This window comes from Pseudomonas zeae (assembly GCF_014268485.2).
GTDB lineage: Bacteria > Pseudomonadota > Gammaproteobacteria > Pseudomonadales > Pseudomonadaceae > Aquipseudomonas > Aquipseudomonas neuropathica.
In genome coordinates, this window is the sequence record NZ_CP077090.1 from 5,198,222 (window position 1) to 5,223,077 (window position 24,856).

The window sequence follows — 24,856 nt, forward strand, 5'->3', positions numbered from 1 at the left end:
TCCAAGCCCTGCCCCGCACCCAACAAAAAGCCCCGCATCTGCGGGGCTTGGTGTTTTAGGCGGCGGACTTGGCCTTGATCTTCTTCAGCTCTTCATCACGCAACTCGCGGCGCAGGATCTTGCCGACGTTGGTGGTCGGCAACGCATCGCGGAATTCCACCGAACGCGGCACCTTGTAACCCGTGACGTTGGCGCGCATGTGCTCCATCACGGTTTCCTTGGTCAGCGTGACACCCGGTTTGGCGACGATGAAAATCTTGATCGCCTCGCCCGACTTCTCGTCCGGCACGCCGATGGCCGCGCACTGCAACACACCCGGCAGGGTCGCCAGCACGTCTTCCAGTTCGTTCGGGTAGACGTTGAAACCGGAGACCAGAATCATGTCTTTCTTGCGATCAACGATGCGCATGTAGCCGTCCGGCTGGATCAGCGCGATGTCACCGGTCTTCAGCCAGCCTTCGCTGTCGAGCATTTCATCGGTGGCTTCCTGACGCTGCCAGTAACCCTTCATCACTTGCGGGCCCTTGACGCACAGTTCGCCGATTTCACCCAGCGGCTGCTCGACACCGGCATCATCGATGACTTTGCACAGGGTCGATGGCACCGGAATACCGATGGTGCCGATCTGGATGTTCTGGATCGGGTTGACCGTGGCCACCGGGCTGGTTTCGGTCATGCCGTAACCTTCGCAGATGGCGCAACCGGTGACCGCTTTCCAGCGCTCGGCAGCGGCCAGTTGCAAGGCCATACCGCCGGACAACGTAACTTTCAGCGCCGAGAAATCCAGCTTGCGGAAACCTTCGTTGTTGCACAGCGCGACGAACAGCGTGTTGAGGCCGACGAAACCGCTGAACTTCCACTTCGACAGTTCCTTGACCATCGCCGGCAGGTCGCGCGGGTTGCTGATGAGGATGTTGTGGTTGCCGATCAGCATCATCGCCATGCAATGAAAGGTGAACGCATAGATGTGGTACAGCGGCAGCGGCGTGATCAGGATCTCGCAACCTTCATTGAGGTTGGAACCCATCAGCGCCTTGCACTGCAGCATGTTGGCGACGAGGTTGCGATGGGTCAGCATCGCGCCTTTGGCCACGCCGGTGGTGCCGCCGGTGTATTGCAGCACCGCAACGTCGCCGCTGTCAGGATTGGCTTCGGCCACCGGTTGACCCTGGCCCTTGCTCAGCACGTCGTTGAACTTGACGGCTTTTGGCAAGTGATAGGCCGGGACCATTTTCTTCACGTACTTGATGACACTGTTGATCAGCAGGCGCTTGATCGGTGGCAGCAGGTCGGCGACTTCAGTGACGATGACGTGTTTGACGCCGGTTTTCGGCACCACGGTTTCAGCCAGATGCGCCATGTTCGCCAGGCAAACAAGGGCTTTGGCGCCGGAGTCGTTGAATTGGTGTTCCATTTCCCGCGCGGTGTACAGCGGGTTGGTGTTAACCACGATCAGCCCGGCGCGAATCGCACCGAAGACGGCCACCGGGTACTGCAGAACGTTGGGCAGTTGCACGGCGATTCGATCGCCGGGCTGCAAATCGGTATGCTGTTGCAGATACGCGGCAAACGCACCGGACAATTCGTACAATTCACCGTAAGTGATTGTCTTGCCCAGGTTGCTGAAAGCCGGTTTGTTGGCGAAGCGTTGGCAGGATTGCTTCAACACTGCCTGAATGTTCGGATACTCGTCCGGATTGATGTCGGCAGCAATTCCAGCCGGGTATTTATCCTTCCAAAAGTCTTCGATCATGGAAGCCCACTCCTCAGCAACGCGAATTCTTCACCGCATTTGATGCGATTATTATTGGTGTGTGTTTGGTATTGGTGAATCTGGCTTTTATACAGGCCGAGAAGTCACAAAGCGCGCCGAGAGTAGCAGCTTTGCCAAGGGTCGACTAGAGCCAAAAGCGGCCCCTACAGTCATTATCATGACTCAAGACTACCTAGCAGTCATTTTAGAGCAAAAATCCTAGAACACCTTTGAAGCCCCGGTTTTCGGGGACTTAAAGCAAAAGATCGCAGCCTTCGGCAGGCTCCTACAGGAAATGCATTCCAAGGTAGGAGCTGCCGAAGGCTGCGATCTTTGTGTTTTTGACTTTTACGCGATATCGCGCAACTCACGCCGCAGAATTTTCCCGACAGGCGTCATCGGCAATGACTCACGCAACACAATGTGTTTCGGCACTTTGTACGCGGTGAAATTCTCTTTGCAGTAGGCCTTGAGCTCTTCGAGGCTGACCCCGGTTTCCCGCGCCACCACAAACAGCTTCACCGCCTCGCCCGAACGCTCGTCCGGTACGCCGATCACCGCGCAGTTGGCCACTTTCGGATGGGCCATGACCACATCTTCGATTTCATTCGGATAAACGTTGAAACCGGAGACGATGATCATGTCCTTCTTGCGATCGACGATGCGCACGAAACCGTCCGGATCGATCACCGCGATGTCACCGGACTTGAACCAGCCCTCGGCATCCAGCACTTCGGCAGTGGCCTCAGGCTTGTGCCAATAACCTTTCATGATCTGCGGGCCCTTGATGCACAACTCGCCGCGCTCGCCCATCGGCTGTTCGACACCGTCATCGTTGATGACTTTGAGCAACGTGCCCGGCACCGGCAAGCCGACCGTGCCCAGCCGCGACTGGTCGCCGTACGGGTTGGTGCAGGCCACTGGTGAGGTTTCGGTCAGGCCGTAACCCTCGGTGATGCGGCAACCGGTCATCTGTTCCCAACGCTCGGCGGTGGCTTTGACCAGCGCGGTGCCGCCGGAGTTGGTGAGCTTCAGGCTGGAGAAATCGAGGGTATTGAAATCCGGGTGATCCATCAGCGCCACGAACAAGGTGTTCAGGCCCAACAGCGCGGAGAAGCGCCAGTTCTTCAGCTCCTTGATGAAGCCGGCAATATCGCGCGGGTTGCTGATCAGCACGTTGTGGTTGCCGGAAACCATCATGCACATGCAGTTCGCGGTGAAGGCATAGATGTGATACAGCGGCAGCGGCGCGATCATCACTTCCTGGCCTTCGCGCAGCAGCGGCTGGCCGTCCGGGCCGAGTTGCGCGAGACAGGCGCGCACTTGCTGCATGTTCGCCACCAGATTGCCATGGGTGAGCATCGCACCTTTCGCCAGCCCGGTGGTGCCACCGGTGTATTGCAGCACGGCGATGTCGTCGAGGCTGACCTTCAGCGGCTTGATCCCCAGGCCGCGCCCCATGCGCAGTGCGCTCTTGAAGGAGATCGCCTGCGGCAACGAATACGCCGGGACCATTTTCTTCACTTTGCTGACCACGGTGTTGACCAGCCAGCCCTTGGCGGTGGGCATCAGGTCGCCCATCTTCGCTTCGATCAGGTACTGAATGTCGGTATCGGCCAGCACTTCCTGGACCTTCTGGCCGAACATGTTCAGGTACACCAGCGCCCGCGCGCCGGAATCCTTGAACTGGTGGCGCATCTCCCGTGCGGTATACAGCGGATTGGTGTTGACCACGATCAGCCCGGCACGCAGTGCACCGAACACGGCAATCGGGTAATGCAGGATGTTGGGCATCTGCACGGCGATGCGATCCCCCGGAGCCAGATCGGTATGCGCCTGCAGGTAACCGGCGAAGGCGGCGCTCTGCCGCTCAAGTTCAGCGTAAGTCAGGGTGATCCCCATATTGCTGAACGCCGGGCGATCAGCGAACTTCTTGCAGGAACGCTCGAACACCTCGATCACCGACTTGAACTCGCCCATGTCGATGTCCAGCGGTACGCCGGCCGGGCGTTTGTCGTTCCAGAAATCAGGTTGCATTGTTCTTGTCCTCTTTACCTGAGCCGATCCGGGCCGCTTTCTGTCATTTCTGAAAAAGCGGAGCTTCACGGACACTAGCAGTTATGGCCATTGAGGCAAATATGGCCAAAGCCGTCATTGATCGTGTGAATCTTCCTGCCGTGGCGTGAGCTGATCAGACGCGCTATACAATGATCCGACTCTGAGCAAAGGAATCGCCATGATCCACGACACCCTATGGCTGGACGCGAGTGACCGCAGCCGCCTGTTCGTCAATCAATGGCTGCCGGCGGCGCCGTTGAAAGCGGTAATCCTGCTGGCCCATGGCATGGCCGAACACAGCGGCCGCTACGCGCGACTGGCCGACACGTTTTGCGACAAAGGATATGGCGTGTACGCGCCGGATTTGCGCGGACATGGCAAAACCGCCAATCACGGTACCCTCGGCCACTTCGCCGATAACGACGGCTGGTGCAAAGTGCTCGGCGATCTGGCCAGCCTCAATCAGCACATCGGCCAGCAGCACCCCGGCGTGCCGATCATCCTGCTGGGACACAGCATGGGCAGCTATATCGCCCAAGGTTATTTGCTGCATCACAGCGCCAGCCTGCATGGAGCGATTCTCAGTGGTTCCAACTTTCAGCCCGTTGCGCTGTACCGCGCTGCGCGGCAGATCGCTCGCCTGGAAAAACTGCGTCAGGGTGGCAAGGGTCGCAGCGCGTTGATCGAGTGGCTGTCGTTCGGCTCGTTCAATAACAAGTTCAAACCGGCGCGCACACCGTTCGACTGGCTGAGCCGCGACCCGGCCGAGGTCGACCTGTACGCCAACGACCCACTGTGTGGCTTTCGCTGCACCAATCAACTGTGGATAGACCTGCTCGGCGGCTTGCAGCAGATCAGCAAAGCGTCCAATCTCGCCCAGATCGACCCGGGCCTGCCGCTGCTGGTAATCGGCGGCGAATGTGATCCGGTGAGTGAAGGCAAGCGTCTGACAGATCTGGCCAATGCCTTGCGCACGGCCGGCAGCCAGCACCTGCAACTGAAGATCTACCCGCAGGCACGGCACGAATTGTTCAACGAAACCAACCGCGACGAAGTGATCGCTGATGTGCTGGCCTGGATCGATCAGGCCTTGAGCCATCCGCGCCCTCATCGCAGCGAATAATTTTTTGTGGATTCACTGAATCCGTCACAGGAATCGAGACCGATGACCCAGGTTACCAACATCCCTTACGAAGCCCTCGAAGTCGGCCAGACCGCCAGCTACAGCAAGACCGTCGAAGAGCGCGACATCCAGCTGTTCGCCGCGATGTCGGGCGACCACAACCCGGTGCACCTGGACGCCGAGTTTGCCGCCGCGAGCATGTTCAAGGAGCGTATCGCCCACGGTATGTTCAGCGGTGCGCTGATCAGTGCCGCCGTTGCCTGCGAGCTGCCTGGGCCGGGCACTATTTATATCGGTCAGCAGATGAGCTTTCAGAAGCCGGTGAAGATCGGTGACACGCTGACCGTGCGCCTGGAAATTCTCGAGAAGCTGCCGAAGTTTCGCGTGCGCATTGCCACTCGTGTGTTCAACCAGCGTGATGAGCTGGTGGTGGATGGCGAGGCTGAGATTCTGGCGCCGCGCAAGCAGCAGACCGTAACACTGCCAACACTGCCGGCGATCAGCATTGGCTGATTGATTGGTGGGGTGTCAGTGAGAGCTTCCCCCCTCACCCCAGCCCTCTCCCCCAAGGGGGCGAGGGGAAAGGGAGCCGATCTCCGTGGTTTTCAGATCTTGAGTTCGACTGGATATTTCAGGTCGGCGTACCTCGAAAGAACACCACGATCAGTGATCTGGTCAAACGATACTGGACACGGTTATAGGGTTTAGGTCATTTCTCATGCTGCCAAGGCTTCCATTGCTACCGGAGTCCGATATCCGTTGTGACTGTGCAGCCTGATCCGATTGTAATAATGGGTCAGGTAGCGCAACACATCGGTACTGGCCTCATCTTCGTTTCGGTAGCCAGCCTTGGGTATCCATTCAGATTTCAAACTGCCAAAGAAACGCTCCATCGGGGCGTTATCCCAGCAGTTTCCTCGTCGACTCATGCTTTGTTTTATCCGCATCTCCGACAGCGTTTCACGGAACATTTTGCTGCTGTAATGGCAACCCTGATCCGAATGGAACATTAGGTTTTCAGGGCGTCCTCGCGACTCGAAAGCCATCTTTAACGCTCGACAGGTCAGAGCTGAATCCGGACTTCTGGACATCGCCCAGCCGACGATGCGGCGGGCATGCAGATCAAGTACAGCAGCCAGATAAACCCAGTAAGTACCGGCCCAAATGTAAGTCACGTCGCCACACCACACTCGATTGGGGGCCTCGACATTGAATTTACGCTCCAAATGATTTGGGGCGTATTGCGCCTCCGCACCGCTGGGTTTGTACCGATGCCTGCGCCGTTGCTGGCTCTTCAAACCGAGCTCGCGCATCAGGCTACGAGCCATGTAACGACCTACCGACTCTTTTTCGTTACACAGCGCTTTTGACAGGCTGCGCGCGCCCATTGAGCCGCGACTTTGCTCATGTAATTCGGCAGCCTTGATCTTTAGGCGATCGCGTCCGACATGCACTTTCGCCCGCTGTTTCAGACGCTCGTAATAACTGCTGCGGTTGATACCAAACACGCCACACAACTCGGATCTTGGATATTGCTCGCTTAACTCCTCGACCAGCCTTACCGATCGAGGGAATCCGACATCAAGAGAGCTGTAGCCTTTTTTAAAATTTCCTTCTCGCGCTCAATCCGTCGAATTGTTGCTTCCAGTTCCTGGATGCGTTGTTGGTCAACGGTCATGGCCTTGGACTTCTCAGGCGTCTTGCCGCTGCGCTCCGCACGCAGTTGCTCAACCCAGCGGCGCAGAGCTGTAGGGCCCACGCCCATTGCTTCGCAGGCTTCACTCACCGAATAGTCTTTATCCAAAACCAGGCAAGCCGCATCCCGTTTGAAATCTGTCGAAAAATATCTTCTGGTCAAATCACACCTCTTCGTTGGGCGTAGATTAACGCCCTTTAGGGGTGTCCAGAATCATTAAGCCAGATCACAGTCCCCTCTCCCTCCGGGAGAGGGCTAGGGTGAGGGGCTTCTGCTTTTTCCAGACACAAAAAACGCCAGACTAGCTGGCGTTTTTTTTACAACCGGGAAACGCTTACGAACGAGCGCGAGCCTGGTTACGCAGGGCTTTCACCTGGTCGTGGTTGCGTTGTACGCCGTGGTATTGGCGTTCAACCAGATCACGAATACCCACCAGATTATGCTTGCTGATTTTCTCGAGGGCTTCTTTGTAAGCCTTCAGCGCATGGTCTTCACCGCGCTCTGCTTCGTTCAGTACAGCCTCTTCGTCTTTGCCGGTGAACATGGCTTTGACGTCGACCCAGCGACGGTGCAGGTCACCGCTGACGCTGGTGGAAGTTTCCGGATCGCCGCCCAGCTTGCGAACTTCGGCTTGCAGTTCTGCTGCAGCGGTGGCGCAATCAGCGGAGCGAGTTACAAACAGGGTTTTCAGTTCTGGGTGCTTGATGTCTTCAGCGCAAGTCTTGAACCCTTCCTGACCGTCCTTGCTGGTTTCAATCAGGTCATTGAGTACAGAGATGGCTTCTTTATTCATGTCGGTCATTTTTCAATTCCTTGCGATTGGTTGAAGATGCAAGGGATATTGCAGTGTGCATGCCAGCTTTTTTATTTTTAAAAAATACTTATAAATCAGCAAATTAAAGATAAGTGAACTATCTGTATCACGGTTATTTGCATGATCTGTCATTTGGCCTGCATGCAGAATGCCTGTATTTTCCAAGCTGATTTGAAGCCAGACGATCTCACTGATGAATCCCGAAAAACTCGAACTGCTGATCACCCGCGAAATGCCCTTCGGTAAATACAAAGGCCGGATCATTGCCGACCTGCCGGGGCCATACCTGAACTGGTTTGCCCGCGAAGGTTTCCCGCACGGCGAACTCGGTGGCCTGCTCGCGCTGATGCAGGAGATCGACCATAACGGCCTCTCGGACCTGCTCGAACCGCTGCGCGCCAAACACGGCAAACCTGCCCCGCGCCACTGAAGCGCCCTCCTCTCTAGAGTCAGCCGACCATGCCCGATAACACCCGCCGCGCCCGTGACGAAGCCTTTTGGCGAACGTTCGCCGATCGCTACGACGTTCAACCCGGTCCCGTGAACCTGGAAAACGGTTATTTCGGGCGCATGTCGCGCACGGTGATCGAGGAATACCAGCGCAACATCGAGCTGATCAACACCAGCAACTCGGTGTACGTGCGCCAGCGTTTCGAGCAGCACGACAACCTCGATATTCGCGCGCAACTGGCCGAGTTGATTGGCGTGCGCGCGCAGAGTGTGGCGTTCACCCGCAATGCCACCGAAGGTCTGCAGTCGCTGATTCGCAACTACAACCGCTTGCAACCGGGCGATCAGGTGCTGATCAGCGATCTGGAATACGACACGGTCAAAGGCGCCATGCGCTGGCTCGCCAGGCAGCGCGGCGCCGAGGTGATCGAGATTGCTCACGCGCACCCGGCGAGCTACGACAGCCTGGTGGAGACTTACCGCGAAGCCTTCGTCGGTCATCCGCAAATCAAGCTGATGGCCCTGACTCACGTCACTCACCGCACCGGTCTGGTCATGCCAGTGCAAGCCATCGCCGCGCTGGCCAAAGAGCATGGCGTCGATGTCATCCTCGACGGCGCCCATGCACTCGGTCAGATCGAGTTCGATCTTGATGCCCTCGGCATCGCTTTCGCCGGATACAACCTGCACAAATGGATCGGCGCACCGCTCACCCTCGGCTTCCTCTATATCGCGCCACACCGCCTGGCCGACATTGATCCGGACATGGGTGAAATGCATTACCCGGGCAATGACATCCGTGCGCGCACTTCGTACAGCACGCCCAACATTCCGGCGCTGATGACTTTGCCGCTGGTGTTCGAAGAGCACCGTTCCCTCGGCGGCGCTCCGGCCAAAGGTGCTCGCCTCAATTATCTGCGCAACCTCTGGGTCAGCGCGGTGCGGCACTTGCCGGGCATCGAAGTGATGACGCCAGACGACCCTCGGCTGTACTGCGGCATCACATCCATGCGCTTCACTCGGCACGACGATCAACAGGCGATGGCCGAGCGTCTGCTCAACGACTACAACCTGTTCACCGTGGTGCGCCATGGCGCAGCCAGCGGGCCGAGCATCCGCATTACACCGGGGCTGACCACCACCGCTGCCGACATGCAGTTACTGGTGCGGGCGCTGAACGAGCTGCGTTAAAACACCGTGATCAGGTATTTGTCGTAGCCCGCTACGCCGATCTGCGATGACAGTGCAAAGGTGTCGACGCCGATCGTCAGGTTGCCGAAGTAGCCGTCCTCCGGGCCATCGTCTGTGATCGGCCGCAACGCCAGCCGAACGGCATCGTTATCAGTGGCTGTGCAATTGCAGGCACAGGGCAGATGCAGGCGCCCCGCCCAGGCCTCTTGGTACAGCTGCGGCTGTTGATCGTCATTGGCGATGGCGACGCTCAGAGCGATGCATGAAAAGGCAGTTTGCCGATCCGGGTAAAGGCTGGTGAAACGAACGATGCCTTTACTGTCGGTCGACTGACTGCCGCACAGTGTGTCGGTGCCAATGTGCTGCTCGATGCGGACCACGGCGCCACTGACCGGCTCGCCGGTCATGGCATCGACCAGGGCCAGCCGCAATAGAAGAGGCAAGCCTTCGATGCCCGCGCTGATGTTGCGCACCTTGCCCTGGCTGTTGTGCCAATCGAAACTGCCAACCACGGGCAACTGCCGCGGGTGCAGAGCGTTGACTGATAAAGCTAAAGATTGATGGTCGTCCATGAGGCGTTCTCTCTTCCGTAAGATGAACGCAGATTAGCGCCACGCAAACGCGGCTGTGCGGTAACTATGTATCGCGTGATGTCCTGACACTTTCTTCAAGGCAAAAAAAAACGGTGCACCGACCAAGCGCACCGTAAAGCCGTAGAACACACAACGAAGTGTCTGGTAACAATCAGTCCAGCAGCGCCAGTGCCTCAGCGGTGCATTCCTGAATACGGGCCCAGTCGCCGTTCTTGATCCACTCCGGATCAAGCATCCAGCTACCGCCCACGCACATGACGTTTTTCAGCGCCATGTAGCTCTTGATGTTGGCCGGGCCGACGCCGCCAGTCGGGCAGAATTTCACTTCGCCGAACGGACCGCCGAGGGCTTTGATTGCCGCCACGCCACCGCTGACTTCAGCCGGGAACAGCTTGAAGCGGCGATAACCCAGACCGTAGCCTTCCATGATGCCCGAGGCGTTGCTGATGCCCGGCAACAGCGGAATCGGGCTGTCGACACTGGCTTCGAGCAGGTCACGGGTGATGCCTGGGGTGACGATGAACTGCGAGCCAGCGGCTTCGGCAGCCGCGAGCATGTTGCGATCGAGCACGGTGCCGGCACCGGTCATCAATTCCGGACGCTGGTCGCGCAGGATCTGGATGGCCTTGAGGCCAAACTGCGAACGCAGGGTCACTTCCAGCGCGGTGAGGCCACCGGCAGCCAGAGCGTCAGCCAGTGGCAGCACGTCCTGTTCGCGAGCGATGGTGATCACCGGCAGGATCCGCGCCTTGGCGCAGAGGCTATCGATCAGGGCAACTTTGTCCGCCATGGAAACGGTCGGGGATGGGGTTGTCATAGCGGCTGTTCCTTGGCTCATGGGCACCAGTAAATCTCTAACGTAGGTTGCAGAAACGCGCGCACCGGCATGGCGGCGACGTCGGATGCCAGTGCGGCATTCAGGGTGGTCAGTTTCGACTGACCGGAAATCGACAGAATCTTGTGTTTGGCCGAGGCCAGCAGCGCACGGCTCATGGTCAGGCGTTGACGCGGCACGCTTGGCGCCAGCATCGGCCAGCAACGGCGCGTGCCATCAGCCTGCAGCGCTTCGGCGAGGTTCGGGCTATCGGGGAACAGCGACGCCGTGTGGCCGTCATCACCCATGCCCAGCACCAGCACGTCAATCGGCGGCAATTCGGCAAGCAAGCGATCAGCCTGTTCAGCAGCCTGCTCGACGTTGGCCGCCGCGCTATACAGGCTGAGGAACTGCGCCTTGGCTGCCGGGCCTTTGAGCAGGTATTGCTTGAGCAAACCGGCATTACTGTCGGCATGTTCAACCGGTACCCAGCGCTCGTCAGCGAGGGTCACGACGACCTTCGACCAGTCCAGTTCCTGCTTGGCCAGGTGCTGGAAAAACGCCACCGGGCTACGACCGCCGGACACCACCAGCACCGCGTTGCCGCGTGCAGCAATGGCCTCGCTCAATTGCTTGGCCACGTTCAGCGCCAGACCTTCGGCCAACAACACCGGGCTTTTGAATTCGTGGGCATTCACGCCCGCAGGCAGTTGCACATCAGATATCGCCATACCACGACCTCCCGTCCCGCGTGATCAATGCAATGGAGCTCATCGGCCCCCACGACCCGGCCGCATACGGCTTGGGCGCGTCACCGGATTTTTTCCACCCGGCAATCAGCTGGTCACACCACTTCCACGCGGCTTCGATTTCATCTTTACGGACAAACAGGTTCTGATTGCCGTTCATCACTTCCAGCAACAACCGCTCGTAGGCATCGGGAATCCGCGCGCTACGCCAGGTGTCGGAGAAATTCAGTTGCAGCGGGCCGCTGCGCAGTTGCATGCCTTTGTCCAGGCCCTGCTCTTTGGTCATCACGCGCAAGGAAATGCCTTCGTCCGGTTGCAGGCGAATGATCAGTTTGTTGCTGATCTGCAGGCGCTGCTCAGGGGCGAAGATGTAGTGCGACGGTTCCTTGAAGTGGATGACGATCTGCGACAGTTTTTGCGGCATGCGTTTGCCGGTGCGCAGGTAGAACGGCACGCCGGCCCAGCGCCAGTTACGGATATCGGCACGCAAAGCGACGAAAGTTTCGGTGTCGCTCTGGGTATTGGAATTCGGCTCTTCGAGGTAACCCGGTACGGATTTGCCTTCGCTGTGGCCGGCAATGTACTGGCCACGCACGACCTGCGTGGTCAGGCCTTCCGGACTGATCGGCGCGAGCGCCTTGAGCACTTTTACCTTTTCGTCGCGGATGCTGTCGGCGGACAGGTCGGCCGGCGGGTCCATGGCAATCAGGCAGAGCAACTGCAACAGGTGATTCTGGATCATGTCGCGCAGTTGGCCGGCCTTGTCGAAGTAGCCCCAGCGGCCTTCGATGCCAACCTTCTCGGCCACGGTGATTTCCACGTGGGAGATGTAATTCTGGTTCCACTGGGTTTCGAACAGGCTGTTGGCGAAACGCAGGGCGATCAGGTTCTGAACGGTTTCTTTGCCCAGGTAGTGGTCGATGCGGTAGGTACGGTTCTCCGGGAAGAACTGCGCCACGGCGTCGTTAACCTTGCGCGAGGATTCGAGGTCGGAGCCGATCGGCTTTTCCAGTACCACGCGGGTATTTTCTGCCAGACCGACTTTCGCCAGGTTTTCGCAGATCGCGCCGTACACCGCCGCAGGGGTGGCGAAGTAGGCAATCATGCGTTGCGTGCTGCCAGCCAGTTCGGCCAGCGCCACGTAGTCTTCGGATTGGAGGAAGTCGACGTGCAGGTAGGTCAGGCGTGCGAGAAAACGCTCAGCGACGGCCTCGTCCAGCTCTTTGCCTACATAGCGGCGCAGCTCGGCGGCGATGAACGCCATGTGCTGTTGCTCGGAACCTTCTTCACGGGCCAACGCGATGATGCGCGTGTCCTCGTGCAACAGATCGGCGCCATCGAGGTGATAAAGGGCAGGAAACAGCTTGCGCAGGGCTAGATCGCCAAGCGCGCCGAACAAGGCAAAGGTGCACGGTTCAACCGTAATCGAAGGCATGATGTTTGTTCTTTTATCAAGTTAAGCTACAAATACCTTTTTTCAAGGCATCACTCAAGGGAAAATGTAGTAATAACCACAACATTTTCGCAAAATACAGATTCCGAGTGGTGGTCGCTCGGACGCATCAGTAGGATAGGCCACCGTTACGGGCCATATCAAAGGCCCAATTTGCACAGCCCGGCGCACCTTTGCGCAGGTGAATTAGGAATTCCATATGGACCGCGTGCGAAATTTACTGGAACAGATCCAGAGTCGCCTTGAAGACCTGAACAAGGCCGAACGCAAAGTCGCCGAGGTGATCCTGCTCAACCCGCAGCAGGCCACCCGCTTCAGCATCGCCGCCCTCGCCCAGGCAGCCTCGGTGAGCGAACCGACGGTCAACCGTTTCTGCCGTTCGTTCGGTGTCAGCGGCTATCCCGAACTCAAACTGCAACTGGCACAGAGTCTGGCCAGTGGCGCCGCGTATGTCAGCCGCGCGGTCGAGGCCGACGACAATCCCGAGGCCTACACGCAAAAGATTTTCGGCAGTGCCATTGCCTCGCTGGACAGTGCTTGTCAGGCGCTGGACCCGAACCTGATCAGCCGCGCCGTCGACCTGTTGATTCAGGCGCGGCAGATCCACTTCTTCGGCCTCGGCGCTTCGGCACCGGTGGCACTGGATGCGCAGCACAAGTTCTTCCGCTTCAACCTGGCGGTGACCGCGCATGCCGATGTGTTGATGCAGCGGATGATTGCCTCGGTGGCGCACACCGGTGAGTTGTTCGTGATAATTTCCTACACCGGGCGCACCCGTGAGCTGGTCGAGGTGGCGCGCATTGCTCGCGAGAACGGCGCTTCGGTGTTGGGTTTGACGGCGGAGAATTCGCCGTTGGCCAAGGCGAGTACCTTGAGCCTGAATATTCCGCTGCCGGAAGACACCGACATTTATATGCCGATGACGTCGCGGATCATTCAGTTGACGGTGCTGGATGTGTTGGCGACCGGGATGACGTTGCGTCGTGGCGTGGATTTCCAGCCGCATCTGCGCAAGATCAAAGAGAGCTTGAATGCGAGCCGGTATCCGGTTGGGGATGAATTCAACTAAAGATCAAAAGCACCCTCACCCCAGCCCTCTCCCGGAGGGAGAGGGGGCCGACCGACGTGTCTTCCGTCATGCATCGACCTGAGAGACCGAGTCGATTATGGATTCACAGCCGATCTTTCATTTCGGTGAAACTCTAATATCCCGCAATCAGTCCCCTCTCCCTCTGGGAGAGGGCTAGGGTGAGGGTAGCGGTGTGCTTGACTCACTCAAGCCGCCGCCCACGCCTGCAAACTCAAATGCGCCTTTTCCCCCGGCGCCAGATGCAGGCTGTCCGTTCCGCCCGCCGCCGCTTCCACACAGACAAACTCCGAAATCTCATCCCACGTCACGCCCAACAACGGCCGTGCCCCGGGATGCCACACAACCGTGTCGGCACTGTCACCGGTATCAATGCACAACTCGCGCTGCCAGGCGTGATCTTTCAGCTGCAATTCGCCGTCATGCTGGAACACTCGCTGACAGCCACCATCAACGCGCAATTCACCTTCCTGCTGACAAACCTGGCGATTCAACTGGTCATAACCCTGCGCACCTTCGAGCCCAGACAGCGCTATCTCACCGACATCGCCAATACGCCAGTAAGCATGCAAAGCCTGGCTCAACTGGCACGGCATGTCGTCCTGATGCTCGGTGCTCAGACGCAGTTCCATGCGTTCGCCCAGATGCGCATGCAGGTCAACCTGCCAGTCGCACAGCTGCAATTGCCAGTGCAGGCGCACGCCGTCTTCGGCGCTGCTGCTGTCGAGCAACTTCCAGTCGAGCAACCGTGCCCAACCATGGGACGGCCAGGCGTTTTCGCTCGGATGACGGCCATACCACGGCCAGCACACCGGCACGCCACCGCGAATGGCACCCACGTGCGGCCACTTCGCCGCGCACCACAACCACGGCTTTTGCCCACGCGGCTGAAAGTGCAGCAACTGCGCGCCCTGACGACTGAACACCGCCTGACACAGCGGATGATCGATCACCAACACGTCGCGCATCTGATAGCGCTCCCAGGCGAACACCGGTTGTTCACGCAGGGATTTGAAGAAGCGTTGTAGCGGATGCTCATGCATTTGCCACGATCCTGAACTCGTCTTTCACAGGGGTGCGCCGCCCCCCAAAAAAAAGCGGACAGCCTTGGCTGTCCGCAAATATGCGCACATAGAGAGGAGCTTATCGCAGACGCGTTAGAACGTAGACTGAATTTTCAGGCCAGCGACCAAAGCGTTGTCCACTTCATCCACACCACCCGGGTGAGTGATGTACTGCAGGTTAGGACGTACGGTCAGCCAGTTGGTGACGTGGAAGCCGTAGTTGATCTCGTAGTTGTATTCGGTTTCACGAATCGGCGAGAACACCGGGTTGTCGTAATCCGACACACCGTTGGAAGCGTTCAGCAGCTCAGCGTTTTTCTTCACGTCGTCGTTGACGTGGATACGCGCCGCACCGATACCGACGTCATCCTTCGGACGCGCGTCGAACGGGCCTTTGTAGACAAACATCACCGACTGATAGTTGTCGATGAAGTTGGTGTCTTTGTCGTGGAACGTAGCGTTGGCCGCGATGTTCAGACCGCGAGAAGCATCACCGTTGTGGCTGGTGAGTTGCTGTTGCGCGACGAACCAGTAGCCGTGTTTGCTGCTGTGAGTTTTGTAGGCATCGCGAGTGGTTGCCGCGTCGAAACCGTTGACGTCTTCACGGACGTCGCTGGCATCAGCGGTGCTCTTGTAGTAACCAACGCGGTATTCGCCCGGCAGGCTGTTGACCTTCGGCGACCAGACCAACTCGACCGGCAACACAGTACCGGCGGTGCCGCTGCCACTGAGCTTGAAGCCGTTGCCGTGTTCCAGCTGCGACGGGTTCTGGTTGTACGCACCGATCTGCGCGTAGAGCTCGTCGTTGATGTTGTACTTCACACGAATCGCGGCCTGGCTGACGGGCCAGTTGTACCAGATGTTGGTCGCCCAGTTACCCACTTGCGAACCGCAGAACGCGAGGTTCTGGAAGTCGCACGGGAAGGTGTTGAAGTCTTCGCCTTCACCGAAGTAACCGGCCTTGACGTCGAGTTTGTTGTCGAAGAACTGGTGCTGAATCCACAACTGGGTCAGACGCACCATGTGGCCACGGCCGTAAACTTCTTGCGACGAACTCAAGGTGCCGGCACGCGGATCGCCAACGCGGTCGTTGGAGATGTTGTAACCGTTACGGTTGGTCAGCTGGATCTTCGCCTGAGTGTTATCCCAGCCCCACAGCTTTTGCAGATCGAGTGCCACGCCCAGACCGAACTGGTCAGCGTAACGCGCAGTCTTGTCGTCGTTGTAGCCACCGTGCAGGTTGCCACCGACTTCCCCAACGTAGTCAGCCTTGATGTCGATACCCTGCTCGATCAGCTTGGTACGCTCGCCACCCCAGTCGCCGGTCATCCATTTCGAATCGGAACTGAAGGCATCCGCCGCCATGGCGTTACCGGCCAGCACCAAGGCCGCCGCAGCCGACACTTGGCAGATCAACCGGGCATTGACGTGTTTCTTTTTCATCCCTACATCCTCGTCTTTATTGTTATTAACTGTTTTTATCTAACGCGGTTTACATAAAGTGCGATGCTCGACAGGCCGGACACCGCGTGCTCCTTGTAGGAGTGAGCCTGCTCGCGATAGCGGTTTTACATTCAACATCTCTGTCGACTGATACACCGTCATCGCGAGCAGGCTCACTCCTACACTGTTCCTCAGCGCCCCTTGAACTGGGCGACGTTCGCAGACCGCGCATCGGTCTGTGGTTGACCGGCAGTGCCGAGGCGCTCACCGGTGTTGGCATCAAACAACAGCACTTTCGATGGATCGAATTGCAGTGTCAGGTTCTCGCCCACCTGCGGCGCCACATCCGGCGCCAGACGGCAGCAGACTTTGGTTTCATTCAGATTGACGAACACCAGGGTGTCCGGACCGGTCGGCTCGGTCACCTGTACTTCGGCGCGAATGCTCGGCAAGCCATTGCCCTCGCCGTTCGCCAAAACGATCTGTTCAGGACGCAGACCGAGGATCACTTCGCGATCTTCGAGCCCGGCGTCCTGCATGCTCATCGGCAGCTCGCAACGCGCCTGGCCGCTGTCGAGCAGCGCCAGCAGACGACCGTCCTTGCGCTGCAGGCGCAGCGGGATGAAGTTCATCGGCGGCGAACCGATGAAACTCGCGACGAACAGGTTGGCCGGATCGTTGTAGATCTCTTTTGGCGTGCCGAACTGCTGAATGATGCCGTCCTTCATCACCGCCACCTTGTCGCCCAAGGTCATTGCTTCGATCTGGTCGTGGGTCACGTAGACCGTGGTGGTTTTCAGGCGCTGGTGCATCAGTTTCATTTCGGTGCGCATCTCGACGCGCAGCTTGGCGTCGAGGTTGGACAGCGGTTCGTCGAACAGGTAGATCTTCGGCCGACGCGCCAAGGCACGGCCCATCGCTACACGCTGTTGCTGACCACCGGAGAGTTGACCCGGCTTACGGTTCAGCAGGTGTTCGATCTGCAACAGCTTGGCGACGCGCGCGACTTCTTCGTCGATCGCCGACTGCGGCATCTTGCGGATCTTCAGACCGAATTCGATGTTCTCGCGCACGCTCATGGTCGGGTACAGCGCGTAGGACTGGAACACCATGGCGATGTCGCGATCCTTCGGGCTCATGCCGCTGACGTCCTGATCGCCGATCATGATCGCGCCGCCGGTGATGGTTTCCAGACCGGCGATGCAGTTCATCAGGGTCGACTTGCCGCAGCCCGACGGGCCGACGAGGATCAGGAATTCACCGTCCTTGATCGACAGTTCGATGTTCTTCAGGGTGTCCGGCAGGCCGGCACCGTAGGTCTTGTTGACGTTGCGAAGTTCGAGCGTTGCCATGATTACCCCTTGACTGCGCCGGCTGTCAGCCCGCGCACGAAATACTTGCCTGCGACCACATAGACCAGCAGGGTCGGCAGGCCGGCGATCATCGCCGCTGCCATATCAACGTTGTATTCCTTGGCGCCGGTGCTGGTGTTGACCAGGTTGTTCAGCGCCACCGTGATCGGTTGCGAATCACCGCTGGAGAACACCACACCGAACAGGAAGTCGTTCCAGATCTGGGTGAACTGCCAGATCAGGCAGACCATGATGATCGGCGTCGACATCGGCAGAATGATGCGGCGGAAAATCGTGAAGAAACCTGCGCCGTCGAGGCGTGCGGCTTTCACCAGCGCATCCGGAATGCTCACGTAATAGTTACGGAAGAACAGCGTGGTGAACGCCAGACCGTAAACCACGTGGATAAACACCAGACCGGTGGTGGTGCTCGCCAGCCCCATCTTGCCGAGGGTGAACGAAGCCGGCAGCAGCACGGTCTGGAACGGCAGGAAGCAGCCGAACAACAGCAGACCGAAGAACAACTGCGAACCACGGAAGCGCCAGAACGACAGTACATAACCGTTCAATGCACCGATGGCGGTGGAGATGATTACGGCCGGAACGGTGATCTTGATCGAATTCCAGAAGTAACCGTCAACCGTGGCCCAGGCCTTGACCCAGCCAATGCCGCTGACCACGGTCGGCCAGCTCAGCAGGTTGCCGGTGCTGATGTCTTCCGGGGTCTTGAAGCTGGTCAGCAACATGACCACCAGCGGCACCAGATAAAGCAGTACGGCGAGGATCAGCACCGCGTAGATCGCGATGCGACTCAGGCTGATAGCAGGTTTGGCAGCGAGACTAGTCATTGCGCTTGGTCCTCAGCTCGGAATACAGGTAAGGCACGATGATCGCGAGGATCGCGCCGAGCATCAGAATCGCACTGGCCGAGCCCATGCCCATCTGGCCGCGACTGAAGGTGAAGGAATACATGAACATCGCCGGCAGGTCGGAGGAATAACCCGGGCCACCAGCGGTCATCGCCGCGACCAGGTCGAAGCTCTTGATCGCGATGTGCGCCAGAATCATCACTGCACTGAAGAACACCGGACGCAGGCTTGGCAGCACCACTTTCCAGTAGATCGTCGGCATGCTCGCGCCATCGATCTGTGCAGCGCGGATGATCGATTGATCGACGCCACGCAGGCCGGCGAGGAACATCGCCATGATGAAGCCCGAGGCTTGCCAGACAGCGGCGATCACCAGGCAGTAAACCACGCGATCCGGGTCGATCAGCCAATCGAGACGGAAGCCTTCCCAGCCCCAGTCACGCAACAATTTGTCCAGGCCCATGCCCGGGTTGAGCAGCCATTTCCAGGCGGTACCGGTAACGATCATCGAGAGCGCCATCGGGTACAGGTAAATGGTGCGGATAAAGCCTTCGCGACGGATGCGCTGGTCGAGGAACACCGCCAGCAACACGCCAATCACCAAGGTAATACCGATGAACATGCCGCCGAACACTGCGAGGTTCTTGCTCGCGACCCACCAGCGATCGTTGTCGAACAACCGCGCGTATTGCGCCAGACCGGCCCATTTGTAGTTGGGCAGGAACGTCGAGGTGGTGAACGACAGCACGAACGTCCACAGGATGTAGCCATAGAAGCCCACCAGCACGATGAACATGCTCGGCGCCAGCACCAGTTTTGGCAGCCAGCGTTGCAATGCATCGAACGGCGAGGCCTTGCTGAACACAGCAACAGAACTCATGGGGAAATCCAGTACAGGGAATAAAAACTACAGTGAGATCCCTTGTGGGAGCGAGCCTGCTCGCGAAAACGGTGTGTCAGTCGACGGATGGAGCAACTGACACGACGCCTTCGCGAGCAGGCTCGCTCCCACAGGAGAAGCCTGCGCTACCGACGCTTATTTGGACGACTTGATCGCTGCGCCCAGTTTCTTGGCGGTGTCGGCCGGATCGGCTTTCGGGTCGTTGATGTAGTTGGTCACGACATCAAAGAACGCGCCTTGCACCGCCAGCGTGGTCGCCATGTTGTGCGCCATGCTTGGCTGCAGGCCGCCAGACTTGGCGTCCGCCAGGAAGTCTTTGGCAGCAGTCTGTGCGCAGGAGTCGAAACCGAGCTTGTCCATGTTGTTCAACATGTCGTTGCGCACCGGGATCGAGCCTTTGTTGATGCTGAAGACTTTCTGGAAGTTTTCACCCAGCACGACTTTGGCGATGTCCTGCTGACCGGCCGCAGTACCTGCGTCCTTCTGCTTGAACACGGCCAGCGAGTCGATGTTGTAGGTGAACGCCTTGTCGGTGCCCGGGAAGGCTACGCACTCGTAATCCTTGCCGGCGACTTTCTTGGCAGCGGTCCATTCGGACTTGGCCCAGTCACCCATGATCTGCATGCCGGCCTTGCCGTTGATGACCTTGGCCGCTTCCAGGTTCCAGTCCTGACCCTTGCCATCGGCGTCCATGTAGGTCGCGACTTTCTTCAGCTCGGTCAGCGCCTTGACCATTTCCGGGCCGGTCAGCGCGGCATTGTCCAGGTCAACCAGGGCTTTCTTGTAACCATCGACACCCATGACCGAGAGCACCACGGCTTCGAACACGGTGCTGTCCTGCCAAGGCTGACCGCCGTGAGCCAGCGGGATGAAGCCCGCAGCCTTCAGCTTGTCGCCAGCGGCATAGAATTCTTCGAGGGTGGTCGGGTTCTTGGTGATCCCGGCTTTCTTGAACACTTCCGGGTTGATCCACAGCCAGTTCACACGGTGAATGTTCACCGGCACGGCCACGTAATCACCGTCGTACTTCACGGTATCGGAGACTTTCTTGTCGAGCAGGCTGTCCCACTTTTCCGACTTGGCGACGTCTTTCAACACGTCAGTGTCGAGCAGACCGGTCGACGCCCATTCCTGGATGTCCGGTCCTTTGATCTGAGCGACGCCAGGCGGGTTGCCGGCGACTGCGCGGCTTTTCAGCACGGTCATGGCCGTTGCACCGCCACCACCGGCGACAGCGCCGTCTTTCCAGGTGAAACCGTCTTTTTCGACTTGGGCCTTGAGCACATCAACGGCAGCTTTTTCGCCACCGGACGTCCACCAATGCACGACTTCGACCGAACCTTTGGATTCGGCAGCAGAAACACTGAGAGGCAGAATTGCGAGCGGGAACAGGGAGGCGACAGAAATGACAGTAGCGAGGCGAGAAATCGCATTCATCTGAGATGTACCTTTCTTGTTGTTATGCATGCAAGTCTGGTGCTTGCGCTGCACAGGAGTTTAAACAGGACGTTTCCCTTCGCAGGTAACGAAGGGACGCGCGAATGTCACTACATGGTTACATGATTGGTCACATGACAACGCTCTGGGACAACTGCGCCAGAGCCGTTGCCATACTCGGTGACAAGGGTAGACGAGGGATCAGCACGGCTTGCCAAGCGTGATACAGATCGGGTTTGCCCGGCCAGATATCGGCACTTGGCAGGTTTTGCGGGTTGAGTTCGTGATGCCAGCTACCGTTGCAACGGTCGATGAAATTCACTTCGCAGAATTCCCAGAACAGCCGGTACCAGGTTTCGTATTGCGCATCACCCGTGCGTTTGAGCAAAGCACTGGCAGCGGCACTGGCCTCGGCGTGCGTCCAATGCAGGCGATGGCGAACGACGGCTTTGTTGTCCCAGTCGAGGGTGTAGACGATGCCCGGCAGACCATCGACATCCCAACCGTTGCGGCAATTGTTCTCGAACAGTTTTTGCGCATCGGTGGCGAGCCAACCGGGCGTGAGCATGCCGGCTTGCACCCGCGCCGCTTCGAGGTGCAGCAGCAGCCGCGCCCATTCGAAACCGTGGCCCGGCGTGGTGCCGTAAGGGCGGAAGCCGTCGGCGGGATTGTCGTGGTTGTATTCGCGTAGTGGCTGCCAGTCGCGGTCGAAGTGCTCGATGACCATGTAACCGTTGGCGGCGGCGTGCCCGTGAATAACGCGTTCGACGATGCGTTGCGCGCGAATCAACCAGCGCGGATCTTCAGTGACATCGGCCAGCGCGAGGAACGCTTCGGTCGCGTGCATGTTGCTGTTGGCACCGCGATAGGCTTCTTCTTCGCTCCAGTCGCGATTGAAGAATTCGCGCATAGCGCCCTCTTCTTCGCTCCAGAAATACGTGTCGATGATGTCGACGGCGTCATCCAGCAACGCCTGGGCGCCAGGACGTTGTGCGACCACCGCAGAGCTGGCGGCGAGTGCGACAAAGGCATGCAGGTAGGCGTTCTTGCCGGTGTTGTCATCGCGGTGTTCGGCGACCGCAAACCAGCCACCGTGCAGGGCGTCACGCAACGGCCCGCGCAGGGCGGCGATGCCGTGATCGACCAGCTCGGCGAAACCCGGCAGGCCCTGAATGTGAGCCATGGCGAAGCTGTGGGTCATGCGCGCGGTGTTCATCGTTTCGGCTTGTGCGTTCGCTGGCAGACGGCCGCGTTCGTCGAGGTTGCCGAAGCCTTCAGGCAGTTTCGATGCCTTGGCGAAATCCAGCAGGCGCAGGCCTTCGGCGGCGAGCCATTGCTGGTGGGCAGGGGCGTTCAGCCAACTGCTGAAGCCGGGTTGGAAGAGATCCATGGGTGGCCTTTTTTGTTGTTATGACTGCGGGGGAGTCTAAACAACGGGCTGGGGAGGTCTTGTAACGAAGGGGGCGGGCTTTGTCACCGGTCCGTGACAAAGAGCAGCCCTCACCCCAGCCCTCTCCCAGAGGTAGAGGGAGCCGACCGAGGTGTAATAAGCTTTCCGCCGACCTGAAATACCGAGTCGATTATGGATTCGGCGTTGTACAGTCAGGTCGGCGTATCTCTTCAGCATCCCCCGATCAGTTCCCTCTCCCTCTGGGCGGTCCGACGTTTCGGGAGGGCTAGGGTGAGGGAAAGCTTTTGACTCAATCCGCCGAACGCGGCAGCTGCAAGGTCACCCGCAACCCACCCTCACGCAGATTCTGCAGCGTCACTTCCCCACCATGGCTGTGGGCAATATTGCGCGCGATGCCCAACCCCAAGCCATAACCCTGTTGCTGCCCCGCCAAACGGAAGTGCGGTTCGAACACTTGCTCCAGCCGCTGCTCTGGAACACCCGGCCCTTCATCGTCGACATGCAGAACAAACGCGCGCTCATCGTCGTCGATGTGCAAATGCGCGTTTTGCCCGTACTTCAACGCATTGTCGATCAGGTTACCGATGCAGCGCTTCAACGCCAGCGGCTTGCCCGGATAAGCCGCCAGCGCCTTGCCCTGCTGCGTCACGCGGCCATTGCCATTCGGCGCCAGATACGGCTCCACCAGACAGTCGAGCACATGGTTCAAGTCCACCGATTCGATGTTCTCGTGGATGTCGGTGTCCTTCACGCATTGCAGCGCGCCTTTGACCAGCAGTTCCAACTCATCCAGATCACGGCCGAACTTGGCCTGCAGCTGTTCGTCTTCAAGCAATTCGACGCGCAAGCGCAAACGGGTGATTGGTGTGCGCAGGTCATGGGAGATCGCGCTGAACAACTGACTGCGCTCGGTGAGGTAGCGGCTGATGCGCTCGCGCATGGTGTTGAACGCACGCCCCACTTCGACCACTTCACTGCCGCCGCCCTCGGCCACTGGCTCGACGTCGGCACCCAGCGACAAATCCCGCGCCGCCCGCGCCAGACGCTTGAGCGGCCGGCTCTGCCAATGCACCAGCAGGCCGATAAACAGCAACAGGAATCCACTGGTGAGGACGATGAACCACACCTGTTGCGAGGGCAGGCCTTGCTCTTCAAGACTGGTGTACGGCTCCGGCAACAGCGAGGCGATGTACAGCCATTCGCCCGGGGCCATTTGAATCTGCGTGACCAGCACGGGTGGATTCACCGGTTCCAGGGTCAGCGCGTAATGCGCCCAGGAACGTGGCAATTCATCCAGCTTCAGCCCGGCGTTGAAGATGCGCAGGTCTTCGGGACTGACAAAGGTCACCGAAATATCGGTGTCATGGCCCAACGTCTGCCGCAGCACCTCGTCGACGGCTTTCATCACCGCCGCTTTGCGCGGCGTCACCGGTAGCACATCCATGCCCAGTGGCTTGTCGTTGAGCGTCACCACGAATCGCGTGCCGCCCATGCTGCGCAATTGATCGAGCACCAACGGCCGATAAGCCACCGGCAACGAGCGGAAGTAACTGACGCTGGCGGTCATCGAATGGGCGAGGCTGCGGGCGCTGGTGACCAGGCCTTCGAGTTGCGTAGCGCGCAGTTGCGAGACCCAGATCACGCTCGACAATGTTTGCGCGAACAGCACCGCGAGCAACGTCAGCAGCAACATCCGCCCGAGCAGCGAACGCGGCATCGGCACTTTGGCGGCGAATTTGCGCAGCGACTCAGTGGCCATTGCCGGCAACCACGTTGGCTGCCAGTTGGTAGCCGCTGCCGCGCACCGTGCGAATCAGTCGTGGCGGTTTCTCGGTGTCGCGCAGACGCTGGCGCAAACGGCTGACGGCCATGTCGACGATGCGATCGAGCGGCATCAGGTCGCGGCCACGGGTGGCGTTGCCGATGGTGTCGCGGTCGAGGATTTCCTGCGGGTGATCAAGGAACAGCTTCAGCAGGGCGAAGTCGGCACCGGAGAGAATTACTTCTTCGCCATCGGTGTGAAACAGGCGATGGCTGACCATGTCCAGGCGCCATTCATCAAAGGCCAGCACGTCGCTGCCACTGCGCTCCTGTCCAAATTGCGCACGCCGCAGCAACGCCTTGATGCGCGCTTGCAGTTCGCGGGGGCTGAAGGGTTTGCCGAGGTAGTCGTCGGCGCCGAGTTCCAGACCGATCACGCGGTCGGCTTCGTCGGAACTGGCGGTGAGCATGATGATCGGCACCTGCGCCTGACGCGGATGCTGACGCACCCAACGGCACAGGCTGAAGCCATCTTCGTCGGGCAGCATGACATCGAGGATCACCAGATCGCTCGGCGCCTCGTTGAGGGCCTGGCGGAAACTGGCACCGTCGGCGGTGGCCCGTACCTGAAACCCGGCGCGGGTCAGGTAGGTTTCCAGCAACTCGCGTATTTCCTGGTCGTCATCGACCAACAATATCGACTTGTTGACTGAGCTCACTTCGAAGGCATCCTTGTTGTTGGAATTGGGGCGGATTATGCCTTAAGCACTGATTTTACAAACACCACAAAACAACTGTAGGAGTGAGCCTGCTCGCGATAACGGTTTGTCAGTCAAC

The 24,856-nt window shown here is 58.9% G+C and carries 22 protein-coding genes; 5 read left to right on the forward strand and 17 right to left on the reverse strand.

Features of this window, described 5'->3' with window-relative positions; genetic code table 11:
* Window positions 1-55 precede the first annotated feature (55 nt).
* Both fadD1 and fadD2 read right to left on the reverse strand, forming a co-directional pair.
* Complete coding sequence (gene fadD1 / locus HU754_RS22980) at window positions 56-1,753, reverse strand: long-chain-fatty-acid--CoA ligase FadD1 (RefSeq protein WP_095048180.1); 1,698 nt, start codon at window positions 1,751-1,753, stop codon at window positions 56-58.
* A gap of 348 nt (window positions 1,754-2,101) precedes the next feature.
* The gene (gene fadD2 / locus HU754_RS22985) at window positions 2,102-3,790 is read right to left on the reverse strand and encodes a long-chain-fatty-acid--CoA ligase FadD2 (protein ID WP_186625330.1); all 1,689 of its coding nucleotides are present in this window, start codon (window positions 3,788-3,790) and stop codon (window positions 2,102-2,104) included.
* Window positions 3,791-3,989: 199 nt separating this feature from the next.
* On the opposite strand from fadD2, the gene HU754_RS22990 reads away from it, so the two are divergent.
* Both HU754_RS22990 and HU754_RS22995 read left to right on the forward strand, forming a co-directional pair.
* Window positions 3,990-4,934, forward strand: a complete 945-nt coding sequence (locus tag HU754_RS22990) for an alpha/beta hydrolase (RefSeq protein WP_093430458.1) — start codon at window positions 3,990-3,992, stop codon at window positions 4,932-4,934.
* 42 nt (window positions 4,935-4,976) lie between these two features.
* Window positions 4,977-5,447 (forward strand): MaoC family dehydratase, encoded by a 471-nt coding sequence (locus tag HU754_RS22995; protein WP_003227420.1) that lies wholly within the window; start codon window positions 4,977-4,979, stop codon window positions 5,445-5,447.
* A gap of 203 nt (window positions 5,448-5,650) precedes the next feature.
* Here the strand turns inward: HU754_RS22995 and HU754_RS23000 are convergent.
* Window positions 5,651-6,792 (reverse strand): IS3 family transposase gene (locus tag HU754_RS23000; RefSeq protein WP_225919934.1). Its coding sequence is split into 2 segments (ribosomal slippage): window positions 5,651-6,531 and window positions 6,531-6,792, totalling 1,143 coding nucleotides; the frame shifts between segments, so codons are not numbered across the junction.
* Between the two features lie 172 nt (window positions 6,793-6,964).
* Window positions 6,965-7,432: a ferritin-like domain-containing protein gene (locus HU754_RS23005; protein WP_016983691.1), complete on the reverse strand. Its 468-nt coding sequence runs from the start codon at window positions 7,430-7,432 to the stop codon at window positions 6,965-6,967.
* 205 nt (window positions 7,433-7,637) lie between these two features.
* Here HU754_RS23005 and HU754_RS23010 point away from each other — a divergent pair, with 205 nt between their 5' ends.
* A complete protein-coding gene (locus HU754_RS23010; protein ID WP_003227425.1) occupies window positions 7,638-7,874 on the forward strand; it encodes a DUF3820 family protein in 237 nt (78 codons plus the stop codon).
* Window positions 7,875-7,903: 29 nt separating this feature from the next.
* Complete coding sequence (locus tag HU754_RS23015) at window positions 7,904-9,085, forward strand: aminotransferase class V-fold PLP-dependent enzyme (RefSeq protein ID WP_099756991.1); 1,182 nt, start codon at window positions 7,904-7,906, stop codon at window positions 9,083-9,085.
* Here the strand turns inward: HU754_RS23015 and HU754_RS23020 are convergent.
* The 4 genes from HU754_RS23020 to zwf form a co-directional block, all read right to left on the reverse strand.
* Complete coding sequence (locus HU754_RS23020) at window positions 9,082-9,657, reverse strand: peptidase associated/transthyretin-like domain-containing protein (RefSeq protein WP_099756992.1); 576 nt, start codon at window positions 9,655-9,657, stop codon at window positions 9,082-9,084. The genes HU754_RS23015 and HU754_RS23020 overlap by 4 nt on opposite strands.
* A gap of 172 nt (window positions 9,658-9,829) precedes the next feature.
* On the reverse strand, window positions 9,830-10,495 hold the full coding sequence (locus tag HU754_RS23025) for a bifunctional 4-hydroxy-2-oxoglutarate aldolase/2-dehydro-3-deoxy-phosphogluconate aldolase (RefSeq protein WP_008082815.1): 666 nt from the start codon (window positions 10,493-10,495) through the stop codon (window positions 9,830-9,832).
* 17 nt (window positions 10,496-10,512) lie between these two features.
* Window positions 10,513-11,223 carry a 6-phosphogluconolactonase gene (pgl, locus tag HU754_RS23030; protein ID WP_034153386.1) on the reverse strand — a complete coding sequence of 237 codons (711 nt, stop codon included), beginning with the start codon at window positions 11,221-11,223 and terminating at the stop codon, window positions 10,513-10,515.
* The gene (zwf, locus tag HU754_RS23035) at window positions 11,210-12,676 is read right to left on the reverse strand and encodes a glucose-6-phosphate dehydrogenase (protein ID WP_186623929.1); all 1,467 of its coding nucleotides are present in this window, start codon (window positions 12,674-12,676) and stop codon (window positions 11,210-11,212) included. Before zwf ends, pgl begins: the two co-directional genes overlap by 14 nt.
* A gap of 226 nt (window positions 12,677-12,902) precedes the next feature.
* Here zwf and HU754_RS23040 point away from each other — a divergent pair, with 226 nt between their 5' ends.
* Window positions 12,903-13,763, forward strand: coding sequence for a MurR/RpiR family transcriptional regulator (locus HU754_RS23040; RefSeq protein ID WP_171057240.1), 861 nt, complete (start codon window positions 12,903-12,905; stop codon window positions 13,761-13,763).
* A 206-nt stretch (window positions 13,764-13,969) separates the two neighbouring features.
* Here HU754_RS23040 and HU754_RS23045 read toward each other — a convergent pair whose 3' ends face one another.
* The 9 genes from HU754_RS23045 to HU754_RS23085 all read right to left on the reverse strand — a co-directional run bounded on the left by HU754_RS23045 (window position 13,970) and on the right by HU754_RS23085 (window position 24,738).
* Complete coding sequence (locus tag HU754_RS23045) at window positions 13,970-14,824, reverse strand: D-hexose-6-phosphate mutarotase (protein ID WP_007917868.1); 855 nt, start codon at window positions 14,822-14,824, stop codon at window positions 13,970-13,972.
* 114 nt (window positions 14,825-14,938) lie between these two features.
* Window positions 14,939-16,288, reverse strand: a complete 1,350-nt coding sequence (locus HU754_RS23050) for a carbohydrate porin (RefSeq protein ID WP_186623928.1) — start codon at window positions 16,286-16,288, stop codon at window positions 14,939-14,941.
* Window positions 16,289-16,479: 191 nt separating this feature from the next.
* On the reverse strand, window positions 16,480-17,640 hold the full coding sequence (locus tag HU754_RS23055) for an ABC transporter ATP-binding protein (protein ID WP_095048187.1): 1,161 nt from the start codon (window positions 17,638-17,640) through the stop codon (window positions 16,480-16,482).
* Between the two features lie 2 nt (window positions 17,641-17,642).
* A complete protein-coding gene (locus tag HU754_RS23060; RefSeq protein WP_007917872.1) occupies window positions 17,643-18,488 on the reverse strand; it encodes a carbohydrate ABC transporter permease in 846 nt (281 codons plus the stop codon).
* Window positions 18,481-19,389 (reverse strand): carbohydrate ABC transporter permease, encoded by a 909-nt coding sequence (locus HU754_RS23065; RefSeq protein ID WP_007917874.1) that lies wholly within the window; start codon window positions 19,387-19,389, stop codon window positions 18,481-18,483. Before HU754_RS23065 ends, HU754_RS23060 begins: the two co-directional genes overlap by 8 nt.
* 156 nt (window positions 19,390-19,545) lie before the next feature.
* Window positions 19,546-20,847, reverse strand: a complete 1,302-nt coding sequence (locus tag HU754_RS23070) for an ABC transporter substrate-binding protein (protein ID WP_016983700.1) — start codon at window positions 20,845-20,847, stop codon at window positions 19,546-19,548.
* A gap of 130 nt (window positions 20,848-20,977) precedes the next feature.
* Entirely contained in the window at window positions 20,978-22,237 is a 1,260-nt protein-coding gene (locus tag HU754_RS23075; RefSeq protein WP_093430463.1) for a D-mannose isomerase, read from the reverse strand.
* 310 nt (window positions 22,238-22,547) lie between these two features.
* Entirely contained in the window at window positions 22,548-24,017 is a 1,470-nt protein-coding gene (locus HU754_RS23080; protein WP_186623927.1) for an ATP-binding protein, read from the reverse strand.
* Window positions 24,007-24,738 carry a response regulator gene (locus tag HU754_RS23085; protein WP_003227460.1) on the reverse strand — a complete coding sequence of 244 codons (732 nt, stop codon included), beginning with the start codon at window positions 24,736-24,738 and terminating at the stop codon, window positions 24,007-24,009. The genes HU754_RS23080 and HU754_RS23085 overlap by 11 nt, the downstream gene beginning before the upstream one ends.
* Window positions 24,739-24,856: the final 118 nt, after the last annotated feature.